The 21,829-nt window shown below is 49.8% G+C and carries 23 protein-coding genes and 1 tRNA gene; all 24 read right to left on the bottom strand.

All coding sequences use genetic code 11. From position 1 onward, the window contains the following. Window positions 1-5: 5 nt before the first annotated feature. Complete coding sequence (locus H8J70_RS01825; RefSeq protein ID WP_186502052.1) at window positions 6-1,193, bottom strand: aminotransferase-like domain-containing protein; 1,188 nt, start codon at window positions 1,191-1,193, stop codon at window positions 6-8. A 169-nt stretch (window positions 1,194-1,362) separates the two neighbouring features. Beyond that, on the bottom strand, window positions 1,363-2,556 hold the full coding sequence (locus H8J70_RS01820) for an aminotransferase-like domain-containing protein (RefSeq protein ID WP_186502051.1): 1,194 nt from the start codon (window positions 2,554-2,556) through the stop codon (window positions 1,363-1,365). Between the two features lie 141 nt (window positions 2,557-2,697). Next, window positions 2,698-3,657: a bifunctional riboflavin kinase/FAD synthetase gene (locus tag H8J70_RS01815; RefSeq protein WP_186502050.1), complete on the bottom strand. Its 960-nt coding sequence runs from the start codon at window positions 3,655-3,657 to the stop codon at window positions 2,698-2,700. An 11-nt stretch (window positions 3,658-3,668) separates the two neighbouring features. Then, window positions 3,669-4,550 (bottom strand): tRNA pseudouridine(55) synthase TruB, encoded by an 882-nt coding sequence (gene truB, locus H8J70_RS01810; RefSeq protein ID WP_186502049.1) that lies wholly within the window; start codon window positions 4,548-4,550, stop codon window positions 3,669-3,671. Further along, window positions 4,547-5,491, bottom strand: coding sequence for a DHH family phosphoesterase (locus H8J70_RS01805; RefSeq protein WP_186502048.1), 945 nt, complete (start codon window positions 5,489-5,491; stop codon window positions 4,547-4,549). The genes truB and H8J70_RS01805 overlap by 4 nt, the downstream gene beginning before the upstream one ends. Before the next feature lie 5 nt (window positions 5,492-5,496). Beyond that, window positions 5,497-5,844 (bottom strand): 30S ribosome-binding factor RbfA, encoded by a 348-nt coding sequence (rbfA, locus tag H8J70_RS01800; RefSeq protein ID WP_186502047.1) that lies wholly within the window; start codon window positions 5,842-5,844, stop codon window positions 5,497-5,499. Between the two features lie 15 nt (window positions 5,845-5,859). Next, the gene (gene infB / locus H8J70_RS01795) at window positions 5,860-8,307 is read right to left on the bottom strand and encodes a translation initiation factor IF-2 (RefSeq protein WP_186502046.1); all 2,448 of its coding nucleotides are present in this window, start codon (window positions 8,305-8,307) and stop codon (window positions 5,860-5,862) included. Between the two features lie 14 nt (window positions 8,308-8,321). Beyond that, window positions 8,322-8,630, bottom strand: coding sequence for a L7Ae/L30e/S12e/Gadd45 family ribosomal protein (locus tag H8J70_RS01790; protein ID WP_186502045.1), 309 nt, complete (start codon window positions 8,628-8,630; stop codon window positions 8,322-8,324). Then, window positions 8,627-8,887 (bottom strand): RNase P modulator RnpM, encoded by a 261-nt coding sequence (gene rnpM, locus H8J70_RS01785; protein ID WP_186502044.1) that lies wholly within the window; start codon window positions 8,885-8,887, stop codon window positions 8,627-8,629. The genes H8J70_RS01790 and rnpM overlap by 4 nt, the downstream gene beginning before the upstream one ends. Window positions 8,888-8,896: 9 nt before the next feature. Next, window positions 8,897-10,069, bottom strand: a complete 1,173-nt coding sequence (gene nusA, locus H8J70_RS01780) for a transcription termination factor NusA (protein ID WP_186502043.1) — start codon at window positions 10,067-10,069, stop codon at window positions 8,897-8,899. Window positions 10,070-10,084: 15 nt separating this feature from the next. After that, window positions 10,085-10,543, bottom strand: a complete 459-nt coding sequence (locus H8J70_RS01775) for a ribosome maturation factor RimP (RefSeq protein WP_186502042.1) — start codon at window positions 10,541-10,543, stop codon at window positions 10,085-10,087. A gap of 131 nt (window positions 10,544-10,674) precedes the next feature. Continuing rightward, on the bottom strand, window positions 10,675-11,283 hold the full coding sequence (locus H8J70_RS01770) for a hypothetical protein (protein WP_186502041.1): 609 nt from the start codon (window positions 11,281-11,283) through the stop codon (window positions 10,675-10,677). Window positions 11,284-11,373: 90 nt separating this feature from the next. Continuing rightward, window positions 11,374-11,458 (bottom strand) — tRNA-Leu (locus H8J70_RS01765). Window positions 11,459-11,470: 12 nt separating this feature from the next. After that, entirely contained in the window at window positions 11,471-12,046 is a 576-nt protein-coding gene (locus tag H8J70_RS01760; RefSeq protein ID WP_288200909.1) for a lytic transglycosylase domain-containing protein, read from the bottom strand. Between the two features lie 3 nt (window positions 12,047-12,049). Further along, window positions 12,050-12,664, bottom strand: coding sequence for a dephospho-CoA kinase (gene coaE / locus H8J70_RS01755; RefSeq protein ID WP_186502040.1), 615 nt, complete (start codon window positions 12,662-12,664; stop codon window positions 12,050-12,052). Window positions 12,665-12,683: 19 nt separating this feature from the next. After that, window positions 12,684-13,508 carry a DNA-formamidopyrimidine glycosylase gene (gene mutM, locus H8J70_RS01750; RefSeq protein WP_186502039.1) on the bottom strand — a complete coding sequence of 275 codons (825 nt, stop codon included), beginning with the start codon at window positions 13,506-13,508 and terminating at the stop codon, window positions 12,684-12,686. Window positions 13,509-13,522: 14 nt separating this feature from the next. Further along, window positions 13,523-16,108, bottom strand: coding sequence for a DNA polymerase I (polA, locus tag H8J70_RS01745; RefSeq protein ID WP_186502038.1), 2,586 nt, complete (start codon window positions 16,106-16,108; stop codon window positions 13,523-13,525). Between the two features lie 9 nt (window positions 16,109-16,117). Then, entirely contained in the window at window positions 16,118-16,501 is a 384-nt protein-coding gene (locus tag H8J70_RS01740; RefSeq protein ID WP_186502037.1) for a hypothetical protein, read from the bottom strand. 123 nt (window positions 16,502-16,624) lie between these two features. Continuing rightward, window positions 16,625-17,092: an SsrA-binding protein SmpB gene (gene smpB / locus H8J70_RS01735; RefSeq protein WP_186502036.1), complete on the bottom strand. Its 468-nt coding sequence runs from the start codon at window positions 17,090-17,092 to the stop codon at window positions 16,625-16,627. 12 nt (window positions 17,093-17,104) lie between these two features. Further along, entirely contained in the window at window positions 17,105-19,459 is a 2,355-nt protein-coding gene (gene rnr / locus H8J70_RS01730; protein WP_186502035.1) for a ribonuclease R, read from the bottom strand. 97 nt (window positions 19,460-19,556) lie between these two features. Beyond that, on the bottom strand, window positions 19,557-19,793 hold the full coding sequence (gene secG, locus H8J70_RS01725; RefSeq protein WP_186502064.1) for a preprotein translocase subunit SecG: 237 nt from the start codon (window positions 19,791-19,793) through the stop codon (window positions 19,557-19,559). 47 nt (window positions 19,794-19,840) lie between these two features. Beyond that, window positions 19,841-20,533: an RNA polymerase sporulation sigma factor SigH gene (gene sigH / locus H8J70_RS01720; protein ID WP_186502034.1), complete on the bottom strand. Its 693-nt coding sequence runs from the start codon at window positions 20,531-20,533 to the stop codon at window positions 19,841-19,843. A 15-nt stretch (window positions 20,534-20,548) separates the two neighbouring features. Beyond that, complete coding sequence (locus tag H8J70_RS01715) at window positions 20,549-21,079, bottom strand: NYN domain-containing protein (protein ID WP_186502033.1); 531 nt, start codon at window positions 21,077-21,079, stop codon at window positions 20,549-20,551. Continuing rightward, complete coding sequence (gene rlmB, locus H8J70_RS01710; RefSeq protein ID WP_186502032.1) at window positions 21,076-21,828, bottom strand: 23S rRNA (guanosine(2251)-2'-O)-methyltransferase RlmB; 753 nt, start codon at window positions 21,826-21,828, stop codon at window positions 21,076-21,078. Before rlmB ends, H8J70_RS01715 begins: the two co-directional genes overlap by 4 nt. Between the last annotated feature and the right edge of the window lies 1 nt (window position 21,829).

Here is a 21,829-nt window from a genome sequence, read left to right as displayed (position 1 = left end):
ACGGCTTATTTGGCCAATGCTTCGGTCAATACTTCCCCTAACCGTTTGATCCCTTCGACAATGCGGTCTTCCGGCATGTTGGAATAATTGAGGCGGAAGTGATTGCCATTGCCGCCATTCGGATAGAAAATGCCGCCCGGTACATAGGCAACATCTTTTTCCAGACATTTAGGCATCAATTCTTTCGCATCCAGTTCTTTCGGCAAGGTTACCCATGTGAACAGGCCGCCCTGCGGATACGTAAAGGTGCATTCTTTAGGGAAATATTTTTTCATGGATTCACACATCAAATCGCGGCGTTTTGCATAGAGTGCGTTGATTTCTTTAATATGTGCATCCATATCAAACATCTGGCAGTAATACGCTGCCTGGCGCTGGCCAAAGGTCGACGTGCCCAGGTCAACAGCCTGTTTGAATTTAACGAATTTGTCGATGATTTCCGGATTGGCAATCGTCCAGCCCAGGCGCAGGCCCGGCATAAAAATCTTCGAGAAGGAACCCAGGAAGACAACCTTGCCCTGTGTATCCATGGATTTCAAGGACGGTAATTTTTCGATGTCATAGCGGATTTCACCGTACGGATCATCTTCTACAACGACGACATCGTATTTATTGATGACATCCATAAACGCTTTACGGCGTTCTACAGGCCATGTAATACCTGTCGGATTCTGGAATTCCGGAATAACGTAAATCATGCGGACACTGTCATCTTTAGCCAGGATCGCATCGAGTTCTTCCGGAACAATGCCCTTGTCATCAGTCGGTACTTCGATATATTTCGGACGTACAGGATCAAACGCCATGATGGCGCCCATATAGGACGGGCTTTCCATAGCAATGGTTTCATCCTTATTGACGAGGATCTGCGATAAAATAAAGAGTGCCTGCTGAGAACCTGTCGTAACGACAATATCCTTTGGTTCACAGTCAACAAAGAAAGATTTCTTCATACGTTTGGCAATTTCTTCACGCAGCGGTACATCCCCTTCTGTCGTACCGTACTGTACAGCCTGACGGCCTTCTTTTTCATAAATAGCCTGATCAACCTGCTTCATTTCTTCGATTGGGAACAGTTCCGGTGCAGGCAAGCCGCCGGCAAAGGAAATCACTTCCGGTTTTTCCGTCAGTGCCAAGAGTTCTGCAATGTCAGATGCCTGTAACGTATTTGCAAAATCAGAAAATTTTGTCATAAAAATCACCCCTGTTTTATTTTTTCCCCAGTGGTAAGATTATAACACCAATATATAGAGATTGCAAACACGGTAACAGCGGAAGGCAGCATGCAAAACCGGCTCCGGATACACAAAAGAGGGACAGTGTTGCCGATGCCCCACTGTCCCTTTCGTTTATGAAATTAGCTTATTTCATTTTAGCAATTTCTTCTTTTAATACATCGCCTAACCGTTTTACGCCTTCGATAATCTTATCTTCCGGCATGCACGAATAGTTCATACGGAAGTGGTTTTCACCGCCGCCATTCGGATAGAACGCACCGCCCGGTACATAGGCCACTTTCTTTTCCAGGACCTTCGGCATCAATTCTTTCGCGTCAATACCTTCCGGCAGCGTTACCCATGTGAACAGGCCGCCTTCCGGATACGTAAAGGTGCATTCTGCCGGGAAGTATTCCTTCATCTTATCGAGCATCAAGGTACGGCGTTTGCCATAGAGATCGCAAATTTCCTTGATATGCGCGTCGATATCATACATATCGAGGAAGAACGAAACCTGACGCTGTGCAAAGGACGACGTCTGTAAATCGGCAGCTTGTTTGTATTTAACGCATTTATCGATAATAGCCGGATCGGCTACAATCCAGGCAACACGCAGGCCTGGCATCATGATCTTCGAGAACGATCCCAGGAAAATGATATTGCCTTTTGTATCCATGGATTTCAAGGACGGAACTTTGTCACCATCATAGCGCAGTTCGCCGTACGGATCATCTTCAATTACCGGGAAATCATACTGGTTGATGAGATCCATAAAGGCTTTACGCCGTTCAATCGGCCAGGTTACACCGGTCGGATTCTGGAATTCCGGAATGACATAGGCCAGACGGATACGATCGCCATATTTCTTCAGGATCTTTTCCAGTTCTTCCGGAATAACACCTTTGTCATCTGTCGGCAATTCTACGAATTCCGGACCGCACAGTTTAAAGGCGTTCAAGGCACCTAAATAGGTCGGGCTTTCAACGAGCATGACATCGCCAGGATTGATAAAAATCTGGGGAATAAAGGATAAGCCCTGCTGGGAACCGGATGTAATGAATACTTCATCGACTTTGCAATCTACACCGAAGGATTTTTTCATCCGTTCGCAAATATGCTGGCGCAGGGGTACATAGCCATCGGTAGTCCCATACTGTACGGCTGCCTGGCCTTCCTTATCGATGACAGCTGCATCTACTTTCTTTAATTCTTCCAGCGGGAAGAGTTCCGGAGCCGGCAGGCCGCCAGCAAACGAAATAATATCCGGCTGAGCCGTCAATTTCAAGAGTTCCCGAATTTCCGAAGCCTTTAAACCGTTAGCAAGATTTGAAAATTTCATTTCAATCCACTCCTTCTTTAATCCGAACGCATACCTTAATTATATATTTATTGTATCATTATTATGATATAAATTCAATTTAAAGAAGATTAGAAAAAGATTAAAATCCGACTAAAACAATTTAGTCGGATTTATATATCATCAATCATTGCTATTCGTTTTTAATTTGCTTTCCCTCTGTGCGAAATAAGTCCGGGCATGTTCCCGGTCCTGTTCCATCTGCCGGATCAGCAGTTCCGTTTCGACAAAGGTAATTTCATGGCGGAGCCGTTTATAAAAAAATAAACGCAGCTGCTGGCCATACAAGTCGCCGTGCCAGTCCAAAATATTGGTCTCAATGCGGCGGTATTGATTGGCAAAGGTCGGGTTATTGCCAATATTGGTCATAGACGGCCAGATTTTTCCGTTGAGCCAGACACCGGTGGCATAAACGCCATCCGGCGGCATGGCCATGTGTTCCGGAATATGCATATTCGCCGTGGGGAAACCGATGGTCGTCCCACGGTGGTCGCCGGGCATAACGCTGCCTTCCAGTTCAAAAGGACGACCTAACAGGAGTTCTGCCGTTTCCATGTGACCTTGGGCGACTAGCTTGCGAATGACTGTACTGCTAATCGGCGTGGGATGGCCGGGACTGCCGAGTAAGGTCAGTACACAGACCGGCACGTCATAGGCCTGCATGAATTCACGCAGTGTATCCGTATTGCCGGCCGCTTTGGCGCCGTACGTAAAATTAGAGCCGACGACGATGGCTTTTGGTTTCATATATTGCAGCAGCTGACGGCAAAATTCTTCCGGCGATTCATCGATCAGATGACGGTTCATGGGCAGCAGGACGAGGCCATCCATGCCCTGCTCTTCGATGTAACGCGTTTTTTGTTCGACCGTCGCCAGCCTTGCCGGTTCCTTCTCGGGACGCAGCACCGACAAGGGGTGCGCCGCAAAGGTGACGACGACGGCTTTTGCCTGCAGTTCCGTTGCTTGTTTCAAGGCTTCGTGCATGACCTTCTGATGTCCTAAATGAACGCCATCGAACGTGCCCAGCGCTACTACCGTTTGCGGATAGTGCTGTACCTCTTCAAAAGAATGAAAAACATCCATGGTTGATTACCTCACAATAGCTCTGCAAACATTTTATGCGGCCGGATCACGTGGTGCTCTGCATCAAAACGGGCAATACCCATGAGGTTTCCGGCTTCATTATAAACGCGCAGAATGTCTCCCTGTGCCAGCCCCCGGCCGGCAAACGGCACGGCACGGCCTTGCAGGAGGAATGTCCCCTGCTGTATTGTAAGCCGCACTTTTTTCAAGGACTGAATCGCCTGGTCGGCCGGCAGGACATAGCGTTGCGGATCTGCTTCCAGTTCCTCCAGCGTCGCTGCCGAGCTGATATCAAACAGACCGGCCCGCACGCGGACCAAATAGGACATACAGGCACAGGTGCCAAGTTTTTCTCCCAGGTCGCGGATGAGCGAACGGACATAGGTCCCTTTGGAACAGGTTACAGAGAGGACGCCCCGGCCGTCATGATAGGCCAGAAGGCGAATATCATGAATCGTAATCTGCCGTGCCGGCAAGACGAAATCCTGATGCTGCCGTGCCAGCTTATAGGCTTTGACGCCGTTGATGCTGATGGCTGAATAGCGTGACGGCTGTTGCTCTGTTTCACCTAAGAACGTCTGCAACGCCGCCTCTACCAGTGCCTCCGTCACATCAGGTACAGGCAGTGTCTGTACGACCTGACCTGTAATATCTTCTGTATCCGTCGCCAGGCCCAGCGTGAATTCGGCATGGTACGTCTTAATATCACTGTCACCATACTCGATGAGACGCGTTGCCTGCCCCAGGTAGACCGGCAGGACGCCAGCGGCCAGCGGATCGAGCGTACCGGCATGACCGACTTTTTTCATTTGATAAATCCGGCGCAGCTGCCCAACCACATCGTGGCTGGACATGCCCGTCGGTTTTAAAACATTGACAATTCCATGTATCATAGGGCTTTCAGTATTTCCTTTATGAGCATAGTTTTTGCCTCAGCCAAGGGGGCTTTGATCGTACAGCCGGCTGCGCGGATGTGACCACCACCGCCAAAGACGGCTGCAATGGCATTAACATCGGTCGCCTTAGAGCGCAGGCTGACCCGCGTTTCCTCTGCGCTGATGTACTTGACCGTAAAGGCCACATCTACGCCCTTGACAGTACGGGCATAATCGATATAGCCGCCCGTGTGTTCCCCTGTATATTGCAGGATATCGGGCGTAAAAGTAATCCCTGCCACTTTGCCATCGCCATAGAGATCGATGTGCTTCAGCACCTCCGAAAGTGCTTGCAGCTTCACGAGAGACTGGGCTTCCAAATGCTCGGAAATGACATTAGGCTGTGCCCCTGCTTCTACGAGGAGTGCTGCCATACGCAGCGTGTGCCCTGTCGTATTGCTGAATTTAAAGAAACCGCAATCTGTCGCAATAGCCAAGTATAAGGCATTGGCCATGGACGGCGTAATGGCGCAGCCCCACTGCGTAAAGAGGTCAGTCAGTACTTCACCCGTTGCCGCATAATCAGGACGGATATACTCGGCATCGGCAAAATGGGCGTTGGAAATATGATGATCGATGTTCACTAAGGGGCCGTGGATGAGCTCCGCCGTCTTGCCAATGCGGTCTACACCCGTAGCATCGAGGATCAGTGTCAGCCACGACGCATCGGTTTTTACATCGTCCGGCTTATAGACGGTCCGGATGCCCGGTAAAAACTCAAACTTATCATCTACGTCATCATCTAACACGATGAGCGCCTGTTTGCCCCAGGCCCTAAGCATTTCCCCAGTCGCCGCCAAGGCGCCGACAGCGTCACCATCGGGATTGACGTGAGCTGTCAGCAAAATATGTTCATACTGCCCTAAGAGTTCCTTCAGTTCAGAAACAGAACAATTCATGTGCCTCAGTCCTTCTTTTCGATATCATGAAGAATCTTATCGATCTTCATGCCATAATCCAGAGAAGTATCTTCCTTAAATTCGATAGTCGGCGAATAACGGATGCCCAGGCGTTTGCCTACTTCAGAGCGGATATAGCCGTTGGCACTTTTCAGCGCCTTCAGGGTATCCTTCTTCTGTGCGTCGTCGCCAAAGAGGCTGACATAGACCGTAGCTTCCCGCAGATCACCGGTAATGCGTGCATCCGTGACGGTAACAAAGCCCATGCGCGGATCCTTTAATTCCCGCAGGATAATGTTGGACACTTCCTGCTTAATAAATTCTTGTATTTTACGTGCTCGTAATTCACCCATAGTTACTTCCTCACTTTATTCCGGCGCAACTTCTACCATTTCGTAGGCTTCGATTTCATCGCCTTCCTTAATATCACGGTAGTTTTCCAGGGTAATGCCGCATTCGTACCCTTCGGCAACTTCCTTTACGTCATCCTTGAAACGACGTAGGCCGTCGATAGCCCCTTCGTGTACGACAATACCATTGCGGATCAGGCGGATCTTAGAGGAGCTGGTAATCTTGCCTTCCTTGACATAGGAACCGCCAACGATGACCTTCGGCGTCGTAATGACCTGACGGACTTCTGCCCGGCCCGTAATATGTTCTTCGTATTTCTTTTCAAGCATCCCCTTGATGGCTGCTTCGACATCATTAATCGCATCGTAAATGACGCGGTATGTACGCATGTCAACATTTTCATGCTCCGCAGCCTTGCGGGCCGATGCATCGGGCCGTACGTTGAAGCCGATGATCAGGGCATTAGAGGCAGAGGCCAGCATAATATCCGATTCAGTAATGGCACCGACGCCGGCATGGACGATCGAAATACGGACTTCATCACTCTTGATCGCCATGAGGGACTGGCTCAATGCTTCGACAGAGCCCTGTACATCGCCCTTGACGATAAGGGACAATTCCTTCAATTCACCCTGCTGGATCTGATTAAAGAGATCATCCAGGGTAACCTTGGCGTTGACGTGCAATTCCGACGAGCGTTTCTTTTCCAGACGTTTTTCCGCAACGGAACGGGCTGTCTTTTCGTCCGTTACATTGAGGATATCGCCGGCTTCCGGAACGTCGTTGAGGCCGAGGATTTCTACCGGAATAGACGGTTCGGCTTTCTTTACGCGTTCACCCCGTTCACTGGTCATAGCACGGACCTTGCCGTAGCAGGAACCGACGATGATCGTATCGCCTACATGGAGTGTCCCTTTCTGGATGAGGACAGAAGCGACAGGGCCGCGGCCCTTGTCGAGCTTGGCTTCGATGACGACACCCTGGGCCGGACGGTCCGGGTTTGCTTTCAATTCCAGTACTTCGGCGAGGACGAGGATGTTTTCCAAAAGGTCGTCAAGGCCGATCTTCTTATGGGCCGAAACGGGAACCATGATCGTATCACCGCCCCATTCTTCACTGATCAGGCCGTATTCCGTAAGCTGCTGCATAACCTGCTGGGGATTAGCGCTTTCTTTATCGATTTTGTTGATGGCCACGATGATCGGTACGCCTGCCGATTTGGCATGGTTAATCGATTCAATGGTCTGTGGCATAACGCCGTCATCAGCAGCGACGACGAGGACGGCAATATCCGTTACCTGAGCACCGCGGGCACGCATAGCCGTAAAGGCTTCATGCCCCGGCGTATCCATGAAGACGATCTTCTTGCCTTCATAACGGACCTGATAGGCGCCGATGTGCTGTGTAATGCCGCCGGCTTCGTGGCTGGTAATGCTGCTCTGACGGATCGCATCGAGGAGGCTCGTCTTACCGTGGTCGACGTGACCCATAATGGTAACTACAGGCGGTCTTGTTTTCAGCGTTTCCGGCGCATCTACAATTTCTTCAATTTCCGTAGGATCTTCCGGGGGTGCTTCCTGCGTGACGGTTACGCCGAATTCATCAGCAATGATAGAGGCCGTTTCATAATCGATTTCCTGGTTGATCGTTGCCATAAAACCATCCATAAAGAGCTTCTTAATGACTTCGCTGACTTCACGGCCTAAGCGTTCGGCAAAATCCTTTACGATGATCGTTTCCGGCAATTCGATAGACGTAGGGTAATTCTTTGTCTTTTTCACCGGGGCTTCCTGTGTATGCTGGTTGGCAAACTGCCCCTTATTCCGCTTATTCTTGTGTTTTCCTTTATTCAGGACGTTGGACAAGAGGGTATGCGGCCGGTTGTTTCCCTGGTTGTTATTGTTCTTTCCGTGGTTATTGTTGTTGTGACGATTTTTATTATCCGATGATGTATTGCGGTTATCGCCATTCTGTTTGGCATGGCCAAAGTATTTCGTACGCTTATTGTCACCTTGCTGGTGATTTTGCTGGGACTGCTGCGTCCCCTGGGCCGGCGTGCCGCCCTTTTTATGGTTATTCTGGCCATTATTCTGGTTATTGTTTTGGTTGTTGCGCTGCGGCTGCTGGCTGCGATTGCCACCGCCGGCGTTGTGATTATGCGCATTGTTGTGCTTGCTGCCGTTGTCATTCTGATGGGCATTGCCGCCATTTTTATTTTGGTTCTGGCGGTCGCCATTTTCTTTTTTATGCTGGCCCTTATCATTCTGGCCGGACTGGGCTGTATTCGCTTTTTTGCCTTGGTTATCGGCAGCCTTTTTGTGATATGCTTTATCGAGCAAATCTTTTTCTTTATCGTTTACACTTGAAAAGTTAGTAGCTTTTATATTATGTTCCTCCAATACTTTGATAACATCATTGGACGATACGCCATATTCCTTTGCGACTTCGTATACTCGTTTCGTCATCTGGTTACCCCCTTCTACATCATCTTGCTTACATCATCTATCGCTTTAGCAAAGCCCGGGTCATCTAACAGGATGACGACGTTTTGCGCTTTTCCTACGGCTTCACCTAATTCTTCCTTCGTAAATATGTCAATCACTGTCATGCTACGGCGTTCGGCAAGGCGCCGGTACTTTACGGCGTTATCGCCGCCGTCTGAAGCGATGAACAGCAGCGGAACCCGATGTTTCTTTAAAAATTTCTCAGCCGCACCGGCACCACAAATAGTCTTGCGGGCCCGGCAGGCAAGACCCAGGAGGTTCCAAATCTTCTCGCGCCCGGTCATACGAGCTCCTGGCGGAGGGCTTCATATATTTCTGCAGAAACCTTGGTCTTTAAAGACCGTTCCAGGCGGTGTTCCTGATAGGCCTTTTCGAGACAGGCTTCATTCTGGCAAATGTATACGCCGCGGCCGGCCTTTTTGCCGGTTTTATCAATTTCTACAGTTCCTTCCGGCGTACGGACGACGCGGATCATGTCTTTCTTGCTTTTTTGTTCCTGACAGCCCGCACAGACCCGTAAAGGTACCTTTTTCTTTTTCATGCCTGTCACCTACTCTTTCGCAGCCTCAGCGTCAGCAGCTTGCTCTTCTGCAACGGCCGGTGTTTCTGCCACAGCCGGGACGGCTAATTCCGACAAAAGATCGTCCGTTTCCGGTACTTCGCTGACAGCCGGTGCTTCATTCGCTAATTCTGCAGCCTGGCTTTCACTCTTAATATCGATCTTCCAGTTTGTCAGCTTGGCAGCGAGGCGGGCATTTTGTCCGGCCTTGCCGATTGCCAGGGATAACTGATAATCCGGTACGACGACGTTCGATGTTTTTTCTGCTTCGTCAACGGTGACGGAAACGACAGAAGCCGGGCTCAGGGCGTTGGCAATATATACTGCCGGATCTTCATCCCATTTGACAATGTCGATTTTTTCATTCTGCAGTTCCGTTACGATGTTCTGTACACGGGCGCCTTTCGGACCTACACAGGCACCGACAGAATCGACGTTGGCATCACGGGAATAGACGGCAATTTTAGAACGGCGGCCCGGTTCACGGGCAACGGATTTTAATTCGACGACGCCATCATAAATTTCAGGAACTTCCAGTTCAAAAAGGCGTTTGAGCAGGCCCGGATGTGTCCGCGATACGAGAATCTGGGCACCCTTAGTCGTCTTACGGACTTCTACGACGTAGCATTTAATGCGCTGGCCAATGGCATAGGTTTCCGTCGGAATCTGTTCCGAGGCCGGCAAAACGGCTTCGGCTTTTCCCAGGTCGACATATACGTTGTGCTGTTCTACGCGCTGAATAATCCCCGTAATGATATCATCTGTACGATTGGAAAATTCATCGTAGATCATGTTCCGTTCTGCTTCACGCAGGCGCTGGATCATGACCTGTTTAGCTGCCTGGGCAGCAACACGGCCAAAATTCTTCGGCGTGACATTGACGTTGACGACATCGCCTTCTTCGTAGGACGAATCCATAATGTGTGCCATAGAGAGAGAGATTTCCGATTCTTCATCTTCCACTTCTGCCACTACCGTTTTGGGTGCCAGGATCTTATAATCACCGGTCGTACGATTCAGTTCTGCGACGGCATTGGGATTTGCATCCGGTTCCTTCTTATAAGCTGTAATCAGTACGGCTTCTAATGAGTCACAGATGATGTCTTTCGATACGCCCTTTTCTTTAGACAAAAACTCAATCGCATTCAGTAATTCCTTGTTCACTTTCTAATACCTCCACTAAAAATCAATGTGTAAACGAATCTGGGAAATCTCTTTCATGGGCAGTTCTTCCAAATGGTCCTTATACTGCACTTTGAGGGTATCGCCATTTTTTTCTACCAGGTCCGCCACGATCAGCTTTGTTCCATCGTAGGGCTTAAAGAAATGGATATCTACTGTCCGTCCCTGATAGCGGATAAAGTCTTTTTCTTTCTTCAATACGCGGTCCAGACCTGGCGAGGATACTTCCAAAAGATAATTGTCACCAATGGGATCTTTTTCATCCAGTACCTTGCTCAGTTTTTCGCTGACAGACTGGCAATCTTCCAAATCGACGCCGCCTTTTTTATCGATGAATACACGTAAATACCAATTCCGTTCCCGGACGTATTCGATGTCCACCAGTTCCAGGTCTGAGCCTGCGATGATTTTTTCTACTTCCTTTGCTACCAAATCTTCAATATGTTCGCGTCCCATATGTCACCTGTATCTTTCTCAAAAATGCACGTAAGTAAAATTTAAGAGTGGGCTTTCACCCACTCTTAGAAAAGTTTCCATCTAATTAATTAGAGTATACCACCAACAGGGCCTGCTGACAACGAAAAAAGCTACTCAGGCTCTGCCATGTCGGCAACAATCGCATTGAGGACCGGTACGAGACGTTTTTTTAACGAATCGTGCAGTACTCTTACATCGCTGCTGTCGAAATCATGTACGAGGTTAGGAAAATTATGAATGCGTCGTTCAGCAAAGAAATCATCGCGCAGAATATTATACATCAAGGACAAGCCGCTCCGCGTCTGCCGGTCATAATAGGCCAGTATCATGTAGGAACCATTAATAATGCGGACGGCATCGTTCGGACTGACCGTACGCTGCAACCCCTTGTACTGCTCCGGCAGGATATCATCCCAGGCTACGGTCGTTATCCCCTTGTTCAGGAGGAGCACGCTGAAGTTATTCTGCCGTTCCACATAATAATCGCGGATTAACGCCGGCAGCCTGCTTTCAACATTCCGGCGAAAGATGGCAAAATCTTCTGTGATGAATTCCACTAAGGCGAATTCCAGCATACCAATATCCGTACGGATAAAGAATTCCTCTGTCGCCGCATTGAGCGTCGCCTTGACGGTCCAGCCGTTTTCTTCATTCTCATAGGTAAAGATAAGATAGTCGCTATCGGTACCTTGATCTGAAAGAGGCCGAAATTCCTTCACTAACTTAAAATCTCCCACCTGAGGTGGGAGATTCATTGAGATATTCCATTGTTTGAGTGTTTCAATCAATGTATCATCCATAATACAACTTGGTGCGGTTGGTGGGAGTTGAACCCACACGATCTACGATCACTGCCGCCTGAAGACAGCGCGTCTGCCATTCCGCCACAACCGCATAAAAAAGAAACTAAAAGTTATACAGGGCTTTGTATCTTTCTCGCTTCAACAAAACCATCTTAACATATTCTCGGGTCTCTGTAAAGGGTATTTCTTCAATTTTTTCAAAATTTTTATCCCAGCCATACTTTTCCATCCATTCGTCCACATGACCGCGTCCTGCATTGTACGCTGCCAGGGCCAGAACCGTATTGCCGTCATACTCTTTTAGCAAATAGGCGAGATACCAGGTACCCATCCGAATATTAGTCTGCACGTCGTTCAGCTGATCAGGCGTAAAATTCTTGATGCCCATTTCTTCAGCAATCCACTTCCCCGTATCCGGCATAATCTGCATCAGGCCGCTGGCCCCGCGATGGGACGCTGCAGACTGATTGAATTTGCTTTCTACAAGGATGACCGCTGCCACCAGAGCCGGATCCACATGGTCTTCATAGGCATACTGCCGTACCATGTAATCGTACTGCAAGGGATATACAATCTTGCGCATTACATCATCTTTCCAGGAGTAAAAATACATGGCTGAAAAGCTTGCCAGACACAGGGCTATAATAATTTTTACCTTCGTATTATTTCTCCGTCTCACAGCTTACTCCTCAGACCAAACCCGGTTTCTTAGTTCATTCCATTCTTTATCTACCTGTTCTTCCGTGCTTTCCAGAGAACCGGTATTGTCGATGACAACCTGAGCCAATGACCGTTTTTCATCTATAGGAAGTTGAGCATGAATGCGCGCCAATGCTTCGCTTTCAGTATATTGATTCCGTGCCATCAGCCGTTTCAGCTGTGCCGCCGGATCCACATACACCAGCCAGACTTCATCAACGTACGAGGTGTATTTTAACTCATAAAGGAGGGGCATGTCAAGAAAAATCAGGCAATTTTCATCTTTTTTTCTAAAGTGGTCAATTCGTTCAGACAGTAGTTTATGAATCTGCGGAAAGATAATCCCTTCTAATTCTTTTTTGCGTGCCGGATCTGCAAAAACGATACTGCCTATATAGGCCCGGTCCATCGTGCCATCTGGCAGCAACGCCTTTTCACCGAAATGACGGGCAATGTCTGCCAAACATGACGAGCCGGGAGCTACGGCTTCCCGGGCCAGAATATCACAGTCAATAATCCAGGCACCACGGGCACGCAGCATGTTTACAACGGTGCTTTTTCCCGTTGCAATCCCGCCTGTAAGTCCGATTATACGCATAGTCCTGCCTCCCAGATAGTTATTTTTGGCAAACCGGGCAATAATGGGTGCCCCTGCCGCCTTGTTTTTTATATACGATCGTAGCGCCACAGACCGGGCAAGGCTGTCCCTCCCGGCCATAGACGCGCAAATTTTCTTGATTCTTTCCTTCTTTGCCGCTGCCGTCAATAAAATTGAAAACTGTCGTGCCGCCATTTTCCAGTCCTTCTGTAAGGACCGTGCGAATGGCTTCATACAGGCGCTGGCTCTCCTTGCGGGTCACGCGGCTGCAACGCCGGGATGGGCGGATACCCGCCAGAAACAAGGCTTCATCGGCGTAAATGTTGCCCAGTCCGGCCAGACAGGTCTGGTCGAGCAGCAGGGCTTTAATGAGGCGGCGCGACCCATGTACCTGTTGCCACAAATAGTCTGCCGTAAAGTCTTCGCTCAGGCCGTCGGGGCCCAGGGAGTCATAGCCTGAAATACCGGTCGGACCGGCTGCCGGCACGATCCAAAGGCAGCCAAAGGTACGCACATCCCCATAGACCAGACGGCCTTCATTGAGCGTAAAGACGATGCGCGTATATGGCGGCAGGGGTGCCGTCGTGTCGCTCTCATAGATCAGGCGGCCTGTCATGCGCAGGTGTACCAACAGGCACCACGGGCTGTTCAGCATGAGACTTAAGTATTTGCCGCGCCGCGCTACAGCCGTAAAGGTACAGCCCGGTAAGGAGGCGGCGAAGTCTTCTGCCGTCCGGTTGCGGATAAGCCGCGGCAGCTGCACATCTACAGCAGTAATCGACTTCCCTGGCAGAGAAGCCGCTAAATAGCGCCGTACTGTTTCCACTTCAGGTAATTCAGGCATACGTCCTCCTACTTCTATTTTGCTTCTTCCCAGTTCGTGCCGTAATGGATATCTACGGTCAGCGGCACTGACAGGGTAACCACATGTTCCATCTTATCGCGCAGAAGCGCTTCAATTTCTTCCCGTTCAGCTGCCGGCACTTCCAGTACCAGTTCATCGTGTACCTGTACGAGCAGACGGCTCTTGAGCCCCCGCTGTTCCAGTTCGCTTTGAACGGCATTCATGGCCAGCTTGATAATATCGGCGGCACTGCCCTGAATGGGCGTATTCATAGCCGTCCGTTCAGCAAAGGAACGGCGTGTAAAGTTTTTACTGTTGATTTCCGGCAGCTCCCGTATACGGCCAAACATAGTCCGGGCCATACCGCTTTCCCGGGCTTCCGCGACGAGCTGCTCCATATAACCGTGAACGGCGCTATAGCGGGCAAAGTACGATTCAATATATTCCTTGGCCTGCTGCCGCGTAATGGAAATATTGCGGGCCAGCCCAAAATCACTGATGCCGTAAATGATGCCAAAATTGACGGCCTTGGCGTGAGACCGCTGTTCCGGCGTAACTTCCGCCAAGGGAATGCCAAAGACTTCCGACGCCGTACGGCGGTGAATGTCCTGTCCCTTCTGAAAGCCATCGATCATGGTCGGATCCTGGGATAAATGTGCCAGCAGGCGCAGTTCGATTTGGGAGTAGTCACCGGAGAGGATGTAATCATAGCCTTCGCCCGGCACAAAGAGGGAGCGTATTTTCCGTCCCTGCTCTGTACGGATGGGAATATTCTGCAGATTCGGATCAGAGCTGCTGAGGCGGCCCGTAGCCGTCACCATCTGGTTAAAGGACGTATAAATACGGCCTGTTACCGGAGAAATGAGAGGTTCCAAACCTTCCAGGTACGTAGAAATCAGCTTTTTCAAAGCACGGAACTGCAGTATCTTAGGAATGATCGGGTGCTTGTCTGCCAGTTCATCGAGAACAGCCGAGTCGGTCGAATATCCTGTTTTCGTCTTTTTGATAACCGGCAGGCCCAGTTTTTGGAAGAGAATCGTGCCGAGCTGTTTCGTCGAATTGACATTGAATACTTCACCGGCATCATCATAAATGGCTTCTTCCAAGACGTCGGCCTGACGGGAAAGATCCTGTTCCATGTCTTCCAGCTTCTGCCGGTCAATGGTAAAACCGTTCATTTCCATGACGGCCAGGGTATGCAGGAGCGGTACTTCGATCGTCTTGTATAAAGAGTCTAAGCCCAATTTCTTGAGAGCTGCTTCTGCCTGCGGCCAGAGGGCGGAAAGAAACGCCGCTTCATGAGCCAGGCGCGTAGCTGCCGGCTGGTCCGGATTGTCCGTAAAGGGTACAGCAAACTTTTCTGACAAATACGTCAGGCCATAGGCGGTCCGCGTCGGGTCCAGGAGGTAGGCTGCCAGCGTCGTATCCTCTAAGGGCAGCTGCGGCGGCGCATAGGCAGAAAGGACCTTCAGCAGGGTCTTACCATCTGCCGTAATGACCTGGCGGCACTGCGTAAGTCCTTTCATATACGCTGTCAGCTGGTCTTCCGGCACACGGAGGACGCCGTCAGGAACGGCCAGGGCCAGCTGCTTCAGTTCTGGTACCGGCACGGCAGGGTCACATACCATAGCCACAGCCACGCTCTGGCCAGCCAGGCGTTCGGGCTGCCAGGCAGCCGGGTCCAAGAATACCAATTCGGCCTGTGGCGCTGCCTGCCGGGCAATATGGGAAAACTGTCCCAACGCAGCAAAGCGTTCGAGCAGATTTTTAAAGCCCAGGCTGTGGAACAGTTCCGCCACGTCTTCCTCCCGCGGCTGCGGGACAAATTCAGACAGGCTGTACGTCAGGGGTACATCACAGCGAATGGTAGCCAGGGATTTTGACAAAAAGGCTTCGTCTTTATGGTCAACGAGTTTTTCCTTCAGCTTCTTTCCGCTCACTTCATCGACGTGTTCATACACACCGGCTACAGACTGGAACTGCGTAATGAGCTTCAGTGCCGTCTTTTCGCCGACACCGGGCACACCGGGAATATTGTCAGCTGTATCCCCCATGAGGGCCTTCATGTCGATAACCTGAGCCGGCGTATAGCCGTACTCCGCCTGCATGACGTCCGGCGTTACGGCGAGCATGTTGGTAATCCCCTTTTTGGTCAGGTGCACCGTCACGTCGTCATCGACGAGCTGCAGTGCATCGCGGTCGCCGGTTACGATATCGATGGAAAGGTTCTGCTTTTCCAGTTCCCGCGCCAGCGTACCGATAATGTCATCGCCTTCATAACCTTCCAGCTCGAGAACGCAGATGCCCAGACATTGTAAGGTTTCCCTGATCAGGGCAAACTGCGGCCGCAGTTCATCCGGTGCAGGTTTACGCGTAGCCTTATATTCGGCATACATGTCGTTCCGGAAGGTATGTTTATCCTTATCGAAGGCCACGGCGATATATTCAGGATCTAATTGTTCATACAACTTCAGCAGCATATTTAAGAAGCCATATACGGCATTCGTATAACGGCCCTGGCTGTCCGTCAAAAGCGGCATAGCATAAAAGGCGCGGTACAAGAGGCTGCTGCCATCGATGATTACTACATTATCTTTCATTCTTTCCTCCTAATGGCGGCTCTTTAGGATGGCTTTGATGACGCTATAGGCGACGTACACGACGCCGGCTGCCACGAGGTAGGGCAGCGCCAGAATCAAAAAGCCCAGGGCACTGACGACAATGGCTAAGAGGCAAAAGACAATAAAGCCTATAGCCAGCTTAATGCGCAAAGGCATGCCATTCGATACATACACATGGATGCGGGATGTTTCGTCTTCCCTTTCATTCGTATTATACGTAGAACCATCTTCGTTGATGGTTTTTCCTTTAAAATTATCCCGTTCTTCTTCGGACATGACGGTAGCGCCGCGGGCCTCTGCTTCGGCCCGGTGGCAGCGTTCGCACAAGCCGTCCGGGTATACCGCTTCATTTTCACAATAGCGACATTTCATAGTGATCCTCCTTGCGGTGAATGATAGCTACATTCGTTTATTATAGCATGGATCGGTTCGTTCGGCTATGACCGCCCCCTTTGAAAAGACCTCCCGGACGGGCTCCATCCGGGAGGTTTTTACTTATCTGCGGTCTTTCATACGCCGTTCTATATCGCGCTTGGCTTCCTTTTCTGCCAGGGCCTGGCGCTTGTCATATAATTTCTTGCCGCTGGCCAGGGCTACGGTAACCTTGACGCGGCCTTTCTTGAAATACAGGTTAAGCGGAATTAACGTGTATCCTTTTTCCCGTATTTTTCCAAAAAGCTTCAGTATTTCGTACTTATGCATGAGGAGCTTGCGTGTCCGCAAGGGATCGTGGTTAAAGCGATTCCCCTGTTCATACGGGCTGATATGCATACCGACGAGGAGGAGCTCACCGTTTTCAATACGGCAAAAGCTGTCCTTCAGGTTGACCTTTCCCTGACGCAGGGACTTGACCTCTGTCCCTGTAAGGGCGATACCGGCTTCAAATGTTTCATGAATAAAGTAATCATGGCGGGCCTTGCGGTTATCCGTAATATATTTCACTCCGCCTTCTGGTTTAGCCAAATTCTATTCCTCCTACTTCTTGCCTGCCCGGCCGCCTTTGTGGGACTTTTTCTTTCCCTTATGGCCATTCTTCTTGGCAGTGCTCGTCTTTTTTTCTTTTTTATCTTTCTTGCCTTTTTTCTTCTTTTTCCCGGATCCGTACTTGGCATCTTTACTTTCCTGCCACGACGGCTGTTTCCGTTCCCGGCTGCCGCTGCGATGGTGCCGCCGTTCGGCACTAGCTGCCAGGATTTTTTGCAGATCTTCTAAAGATTCTACGCGGCCCGGTACAAAGTCAATTTCACACTTTTCCAAATTGACATTGGCCAGCGTTACTTCCAGCGGATCGCCTAAGCGGTATACATGGCCGCCAAAGAGTCCCCGCATAGTATATGTATTTTCATCAAATTCATAGGTATCGTCTGTCAGGAGGGAAATGTGGATCAGGCCTTCAATGCCATTTTCCAGGCCCACGAAAAGGCCAAAAGACGTAATCCCCGTAATGTGGGCGTCAAAGGGCTGGCCTACGAAAGGCACCATGTATTCGGCTTTCTTCAGGTCGTCTGTTTCCCGTTCGGCTTCAACGGCTACACGTTCCCGCGTGCTCGCCTGTATAGACGCCTGCGTGTGGTATGCCAACGACTGTTCTGCTTCCTGTTCCTTCAGCTTGCCGCGCCGCTTGGTCTGGCGGATCAGGCGGTGTACCATGAGATCGGGATAGCGGCGGATAGGCGATGTAAAATGGGTATAGCATTCCGACGCCAGGCCAAAGTGTCCGGCATTGACAGTGGAGTACTTCGCCTGCTGCATAGACCGCAAAGCAATGGTCTGAACGATCAGTTCGGCCTCTGTGCCCTTCGATTTTTCAATGAGCCGCTGGAAATCGGCCGGTTTGACTTCGTCGTCCTTCGGTACGGGCAGGTTAAAGCTCGAGAGGACGGTCCGCATCATTTCCAGCCGTTCCGGATCAGGCACTTCATGGATCCGGTACACAGACGGATTTTCGCTGTCCCGCAAGTAGCAGGCTACTGTTTCGTTGGCAATGAGCATACTTTCTTCGACAATCTGTTCCGCCAGGGAACGGTCCCGTTTTTCTAAACGCAGCGGTTTTCCTTCCGGATCGAGGATAATTTTGTATTCCGGGAAATCGAAGTCGATCGCGCCGCGGCGCATGCGCATATTCTTCAGAATTTGTGTAACCTCTTTCAGGTCTTCCAGCATGGGCATAAAAGGCTGCAGGTCATCGGGAATAATCCCGTTTAAGAGGGCATTTTTGATTTCATGATAGTTGCAGCGCCGTTTGACACGGATCACTGCCGGAGCAATCTCGTAGTTTACGACCTTGCCCTGATGGTCGATTTCCATGACACAGGTCATAGAGTACCGGTCTTCACCTGCATTGAGGCTGCAGATGCCGTTAGAAAGAACCGTCGGCAGCATAGGAATGACCCGGTCGACGAGGTAGACGCTCGTACCACGGGTATAGGCTTCCTGATCGATGGCCGAGTTGGGTTTGACGTACCAGCTGACATCGGCAATATAGACGCCTAAGCGGAAATTACCGTTTGGCAGGCGGACGACATCAATGGCATCGTCCAGATCCTTGGCATCTTCACTGTCAATCGTAATCTGGTTGCGGTCGCGATAATCCTTACGGTCTTCCGTTACGGTCACCTGTGTATTAATACGGTTTGCTTCCTCCAGGACTGCATCAGGGAAGGCAAAGGGCAGGCCGTGACGGGCCATGATCACCTTAATATCCAAATCCTTATCGCCATCGTAGCCTAAGATTTCTGTGATCTCTCCTTCTGCCTTGCGGCCTGCTTCAGGCCAGCGGGTAATGTGTACGAGGACGCGGGCACTGCTGCGGGCATCCTTCGTCTTGTCGAGAGGCACATAAATATCTTCCCGCAGCCGTTCGTCATCAGGCGTAACAAAACCGCAGGTCTTTTGCCGGTCGTACGTGCCGACAATATCCGTATTAGCCCGTTCTACGATACGGATAATTTCCCCTTCCTGGCGATGACCACGGCTGTTTTGAATGAGCCGCACTTCTACCTTATCATTATTCATGGCCGTATGGCGATTGGCTTCGGCTATATATACATCGTCCTGTAAATCGTCCGTCAGGACAAAGCCAAAATTGGGTGTATATCCTTTATATATGCCTGTAATACCTGCAATTCCTGCATCCCGCTTAACGGCCAAATATCGTTCACCAGCTACTCTCATAAGAATCCCACTCCTTACCAGTTCATCAAAAACTGTAAACAGCAGCGCCAGCTTATCACCTTTAATTTCTAATTGTTCCGCGCAATCTTCCACAGTAGCGCCTTCTGTGGTTTCACTGCATATATTTATTATATCATGTGTCAACTGTTTATCCATTACTGTCTCCTGCATTTTCTACATTTTGTTATGTTTTCCGTTACACCCGTGCTGTGAAAAAAAGCCTGCGGCACTTGCCGCAGGCCCTTACTTCTTCTTAATATGTGTTCATCAGCCGCCCTAAGATGAGCGTACAAATAGCAAACGCAATGGACAAGATAATCGTTAATTTAGATAACAGGGCATCCATACCACGGGCTCTGCTGCCAAATAAATCTTCTGCGCCGCCGCCAAAGCCGGCACCCATACCCTGAGTTTTACTCTTTTGCGCAACTACAACGCCAATGATCAGCAGTGATAAAATAACTACGACAACTTCTAATACGGTAGTAATCACAATAATCCTCCTTACACAGCACACTTAACGTTACTATTGTACACTTATTTTCCATTCCTATCAATAGGCTGTGTTCCATTATTTTCTTTATCCCGCATTTCCAAGTACTGTCCCAGTTTCCGCTTAACGCGCTGCAGGGCATTATCGATGGATTTTACATGGCGATGCAATTCCTGGGATATTTCATTATAAGACTTGCCCTCTAAATACGCCGTCAACACCTGCCATTCCAGATTGCTGAGGACTTTGTTCATCTTCAGTTCCATATCAGCCATGTTTTCACGGCTGATAATCAGTTCCTCCGGGTCTGTCACCTGAACGCCTGTAACGATATCCTGCAGTGTCCGGTCCGATTCGTCCTCATAAATAGGCTTGTTTAATGACACATACGAATTGAGCGGAATATGCTTTTGCCGTGTAGCCGTTTTGATGGCCGTTATGATCTGCCGCGTTATGCACAGGTCTGCAAAGGCCCGGAAGGACGTTTGTTTATCACTGCGGAAGTCTCGCGTCGCCTTATAAAGGCCAATCATACCTTCCTGAATGATATCTTCTTTGTCAGCCCCGATCAGAAAATACGAACGCGCCTTGGCCTTGACGAAATTGCGGTACTTTTGCACGATATATTCCGTTGCTTCCTGATCGTGCTCCGTCTGGGCCAGGCTGACGATTTCTTCATCTGTCAGGTCATAAAAGCGATCCTTATTCTGTTTAGTTGCACGTTCCTCCAACGCCATGACATCATTCCTCTATCATTTTTTTGATCTGCGTATTTTTTCCAGCTTTTGCAGCACCTCGTCATTTTGTACGTGACTGACTACTTCATTGCGGCTGTGTGTTTCACTCAACACGTTTTGCCGCTCATAGCTTTTCAATTCCTTCCGTGCCCGTTCTACGTCATCTGCCAATTCCCGTGCAGGAATACGGTAGGCACCGGTACCGAGAATCTGATTTTGTTCAGACCCATCAGACGTGGCCACATAAATGCTGCGGTGTTCATGCCGATGTTCATATACGAGTTTTTCTATGCGGCTGTCAGCCGTTTCTTCTTTATCCGTAAAAATAATTTTACAGTCCTTGCCAACATTCATGCTCTTAGCCGATTCTTCCGTATACATAGCATCAAACACCAGAATCAGCTCATAGCCCTTCGCTTTGCCGTAGCTGGCCAGGATATCGATGAGCCGTTCCCGGGCGTGTTCCAGCGACTGGTTAGCCAGGCTTTTCAAGGATTTCCAGGCAAAGATAATATTGTAGCCATCGACGACGAGTAAATCTTTCATTTTTTGGTCACCGCCTGACGCTGGCGAACCACTTCGTACATCAAAAGGGCTGCCGCGACAGACGCATTCAGCGAATTGATGTGACCGAACATAGGAATTTGTACCAGTACATCACACGTTTCTTTTACCAGGCGGGATATGCCCTTGCCTTCACTGCCAATAACCAGGACAATCGGTTCGGTAAGCGAACTGTGGAAATAATCTGTTTCTCCGTCCATATCGGCACCGATTACCCAAAAGCCTCGTTTTTTCAGGCGATTCAGCAGCTGCACGCTGTTGCCAATAGGCACGATGGGCATGTATTCGATGGCGCCGGCACTGGTTTTACCGACCGTTTCATTCAATGGGGCACTGCGCCGTTTAGGCACGAGAATAGCATGCGCGCCGGCACATTCTGCAGTTCGGATGATGGCACCCAGGTTATGAACATCTTCAATGCCATCGAGGAGAACCAGGAACGGTACCTCCACTTTTTCAGCAACGCCAGCCAGGACCTCCGTCAGATCGGCAAAGGAAACGGCTGCACCAAAGGCAACCACACCCTGGTGGCGGCCATCCGGCACGAGATGGTGCAACACCTTGGACGGCACCGTTTCTACGAGAATATCCCGTTCCCTGGCATATTCTTTAATCCGCAATAAGGGGGCTGCCGTATTACCGGCAGCAATGTAAATTTTCGAAATAGAACGGCCTGCCTGCAAGGCTTCCCACACGCTGTTACGGCCGATAATTATACTTTCTTCACTCATC

Source organism: Megasphaera hominis, assembly GCF_014269395.1.
Lineage (GTDB): Bacteria > Bacillota > Negativicutes > Veillonellales > Megasphaeraceae > Megasphaera > Megasphaera hominis.
This window is presented reverse-complemented; position numbering and strand designations above follow the sequence as displayed.

Coding starts and splice junctions, on each gene's coding strand:
- H8J70_RS01825 (WP_186502052.1), bottom strand. CDS start 1,193: ATGACAAAATTTTCTGATTTTGCAAATACGTTACAGGCATCTGACATT.
- H8J70_RS01820 (WP_186502051.1), bottom strand. CDS start 2,556: ATGAAATTTTCAAATCTTGCTAACGGTTTAAAGGCTTCGGAAATTCGG.
- H8J70_RS01815 (WP_186502050.1), bottom strand. CDS start 3,657: ATGGATGTTTTTCATTCTTTTGAAGAGGTACAGCACTATCCGCAAACG.
- truB (WP_186502049.1), bottom strand. CDS start 4,550: ATGATACATGGAATTGTCAATGTTTTAAAACCGACGGGCATGTCCAGC.
- H8J70_RS01805 (WP_186502048.1), bottom strand. CDS start 5,491: ATGAATTGTTCTGTTTCTGAACTGAAGGAACTCTTAGGGCAGTATGAA.
- rbfA (WP_186502047.1), bottom strand. CDS start 5,844: ATGGGTGAATTACGAGCACGTAAAATACAAGAATTTATTAAGCAGGAA.
- infB (WP_186502046.1), bottom strand. CDS start 8,307: ATGACGAAACGAGTATACGAAGTCGCAAAGGAATATGGCGTATCGTCC.
- H8J70_RS01790 (WP_186502045.1), bottom strand. CDS start 8,630: ATGACCGGGCGCGAGAAGATTTGGAACCTCCTGGGTCTTGCCTGCCGG.
- rnpM (WP_186502044.1), bottom strand. CDS start 8,887: ATGAAAAAGAAAAAGGTACCTTTACGGGTCTGTGCGGGCTGTCAGGAA.
- H8J70_RS01775 (WP_186502042.1), bottom strand. CDS start 10,543: ATGGGACGCGAACATATTGAAGATTTGGTAGCAAAGGAAGTAGAAAAA.
- coaE (WP_186502040.1), bottom strand. CDS start 12,664: ATGCGTATAATCGGACTTACAGGCGGGATTGCAACGGGAAAAAGCACC.
- mutM (WP_186502039.1), bottom strand. CDS start 13,508: ATGCCTGAATTACCTGAAGTGGAAACAGTACGGCGCTATTTAGCGGCT.
- polA (WP_186502038.1), bottom strand. CDS start 16,108: ATGAAAGATAATGTAGTAATCATCGATGGCAGCAGCCTCTTGTACCGC.
- H8J70_RS01740 (WP_186502037.1), bottom strand. CDS start 16,501: ATGAAATGTCGCTATTGTGAAAATGAAGCGGTATACCCGGACGGCTTG.
- rnr (WP_186502035.1), bottom strand. CDS start 19,459: ATGGATAAACAGTTGACACATGATATAATAAATATATGCAGTGAAACC.
- sigH (WP_186502034.1), bottom strand. CDS start 20,533: ATGGCGTTGGAGGAACGTGCAACTAAACAGAATAAGGATCGCTTTTAT.
- H8J70_RS01715 (WP_186502033.1), bottom strand. CDS start 21,079: ATGAAAGATTTACTCGTCGTCGATGGCTACAATATTATCTTTGCCTGG.
- rlmB (WP_186502032.1), bottom strand. CDS start 21,828: ATGAGTGAAGAAAGTATAATTATCGGCCGTAACAGCGTGTGGGAAGCC.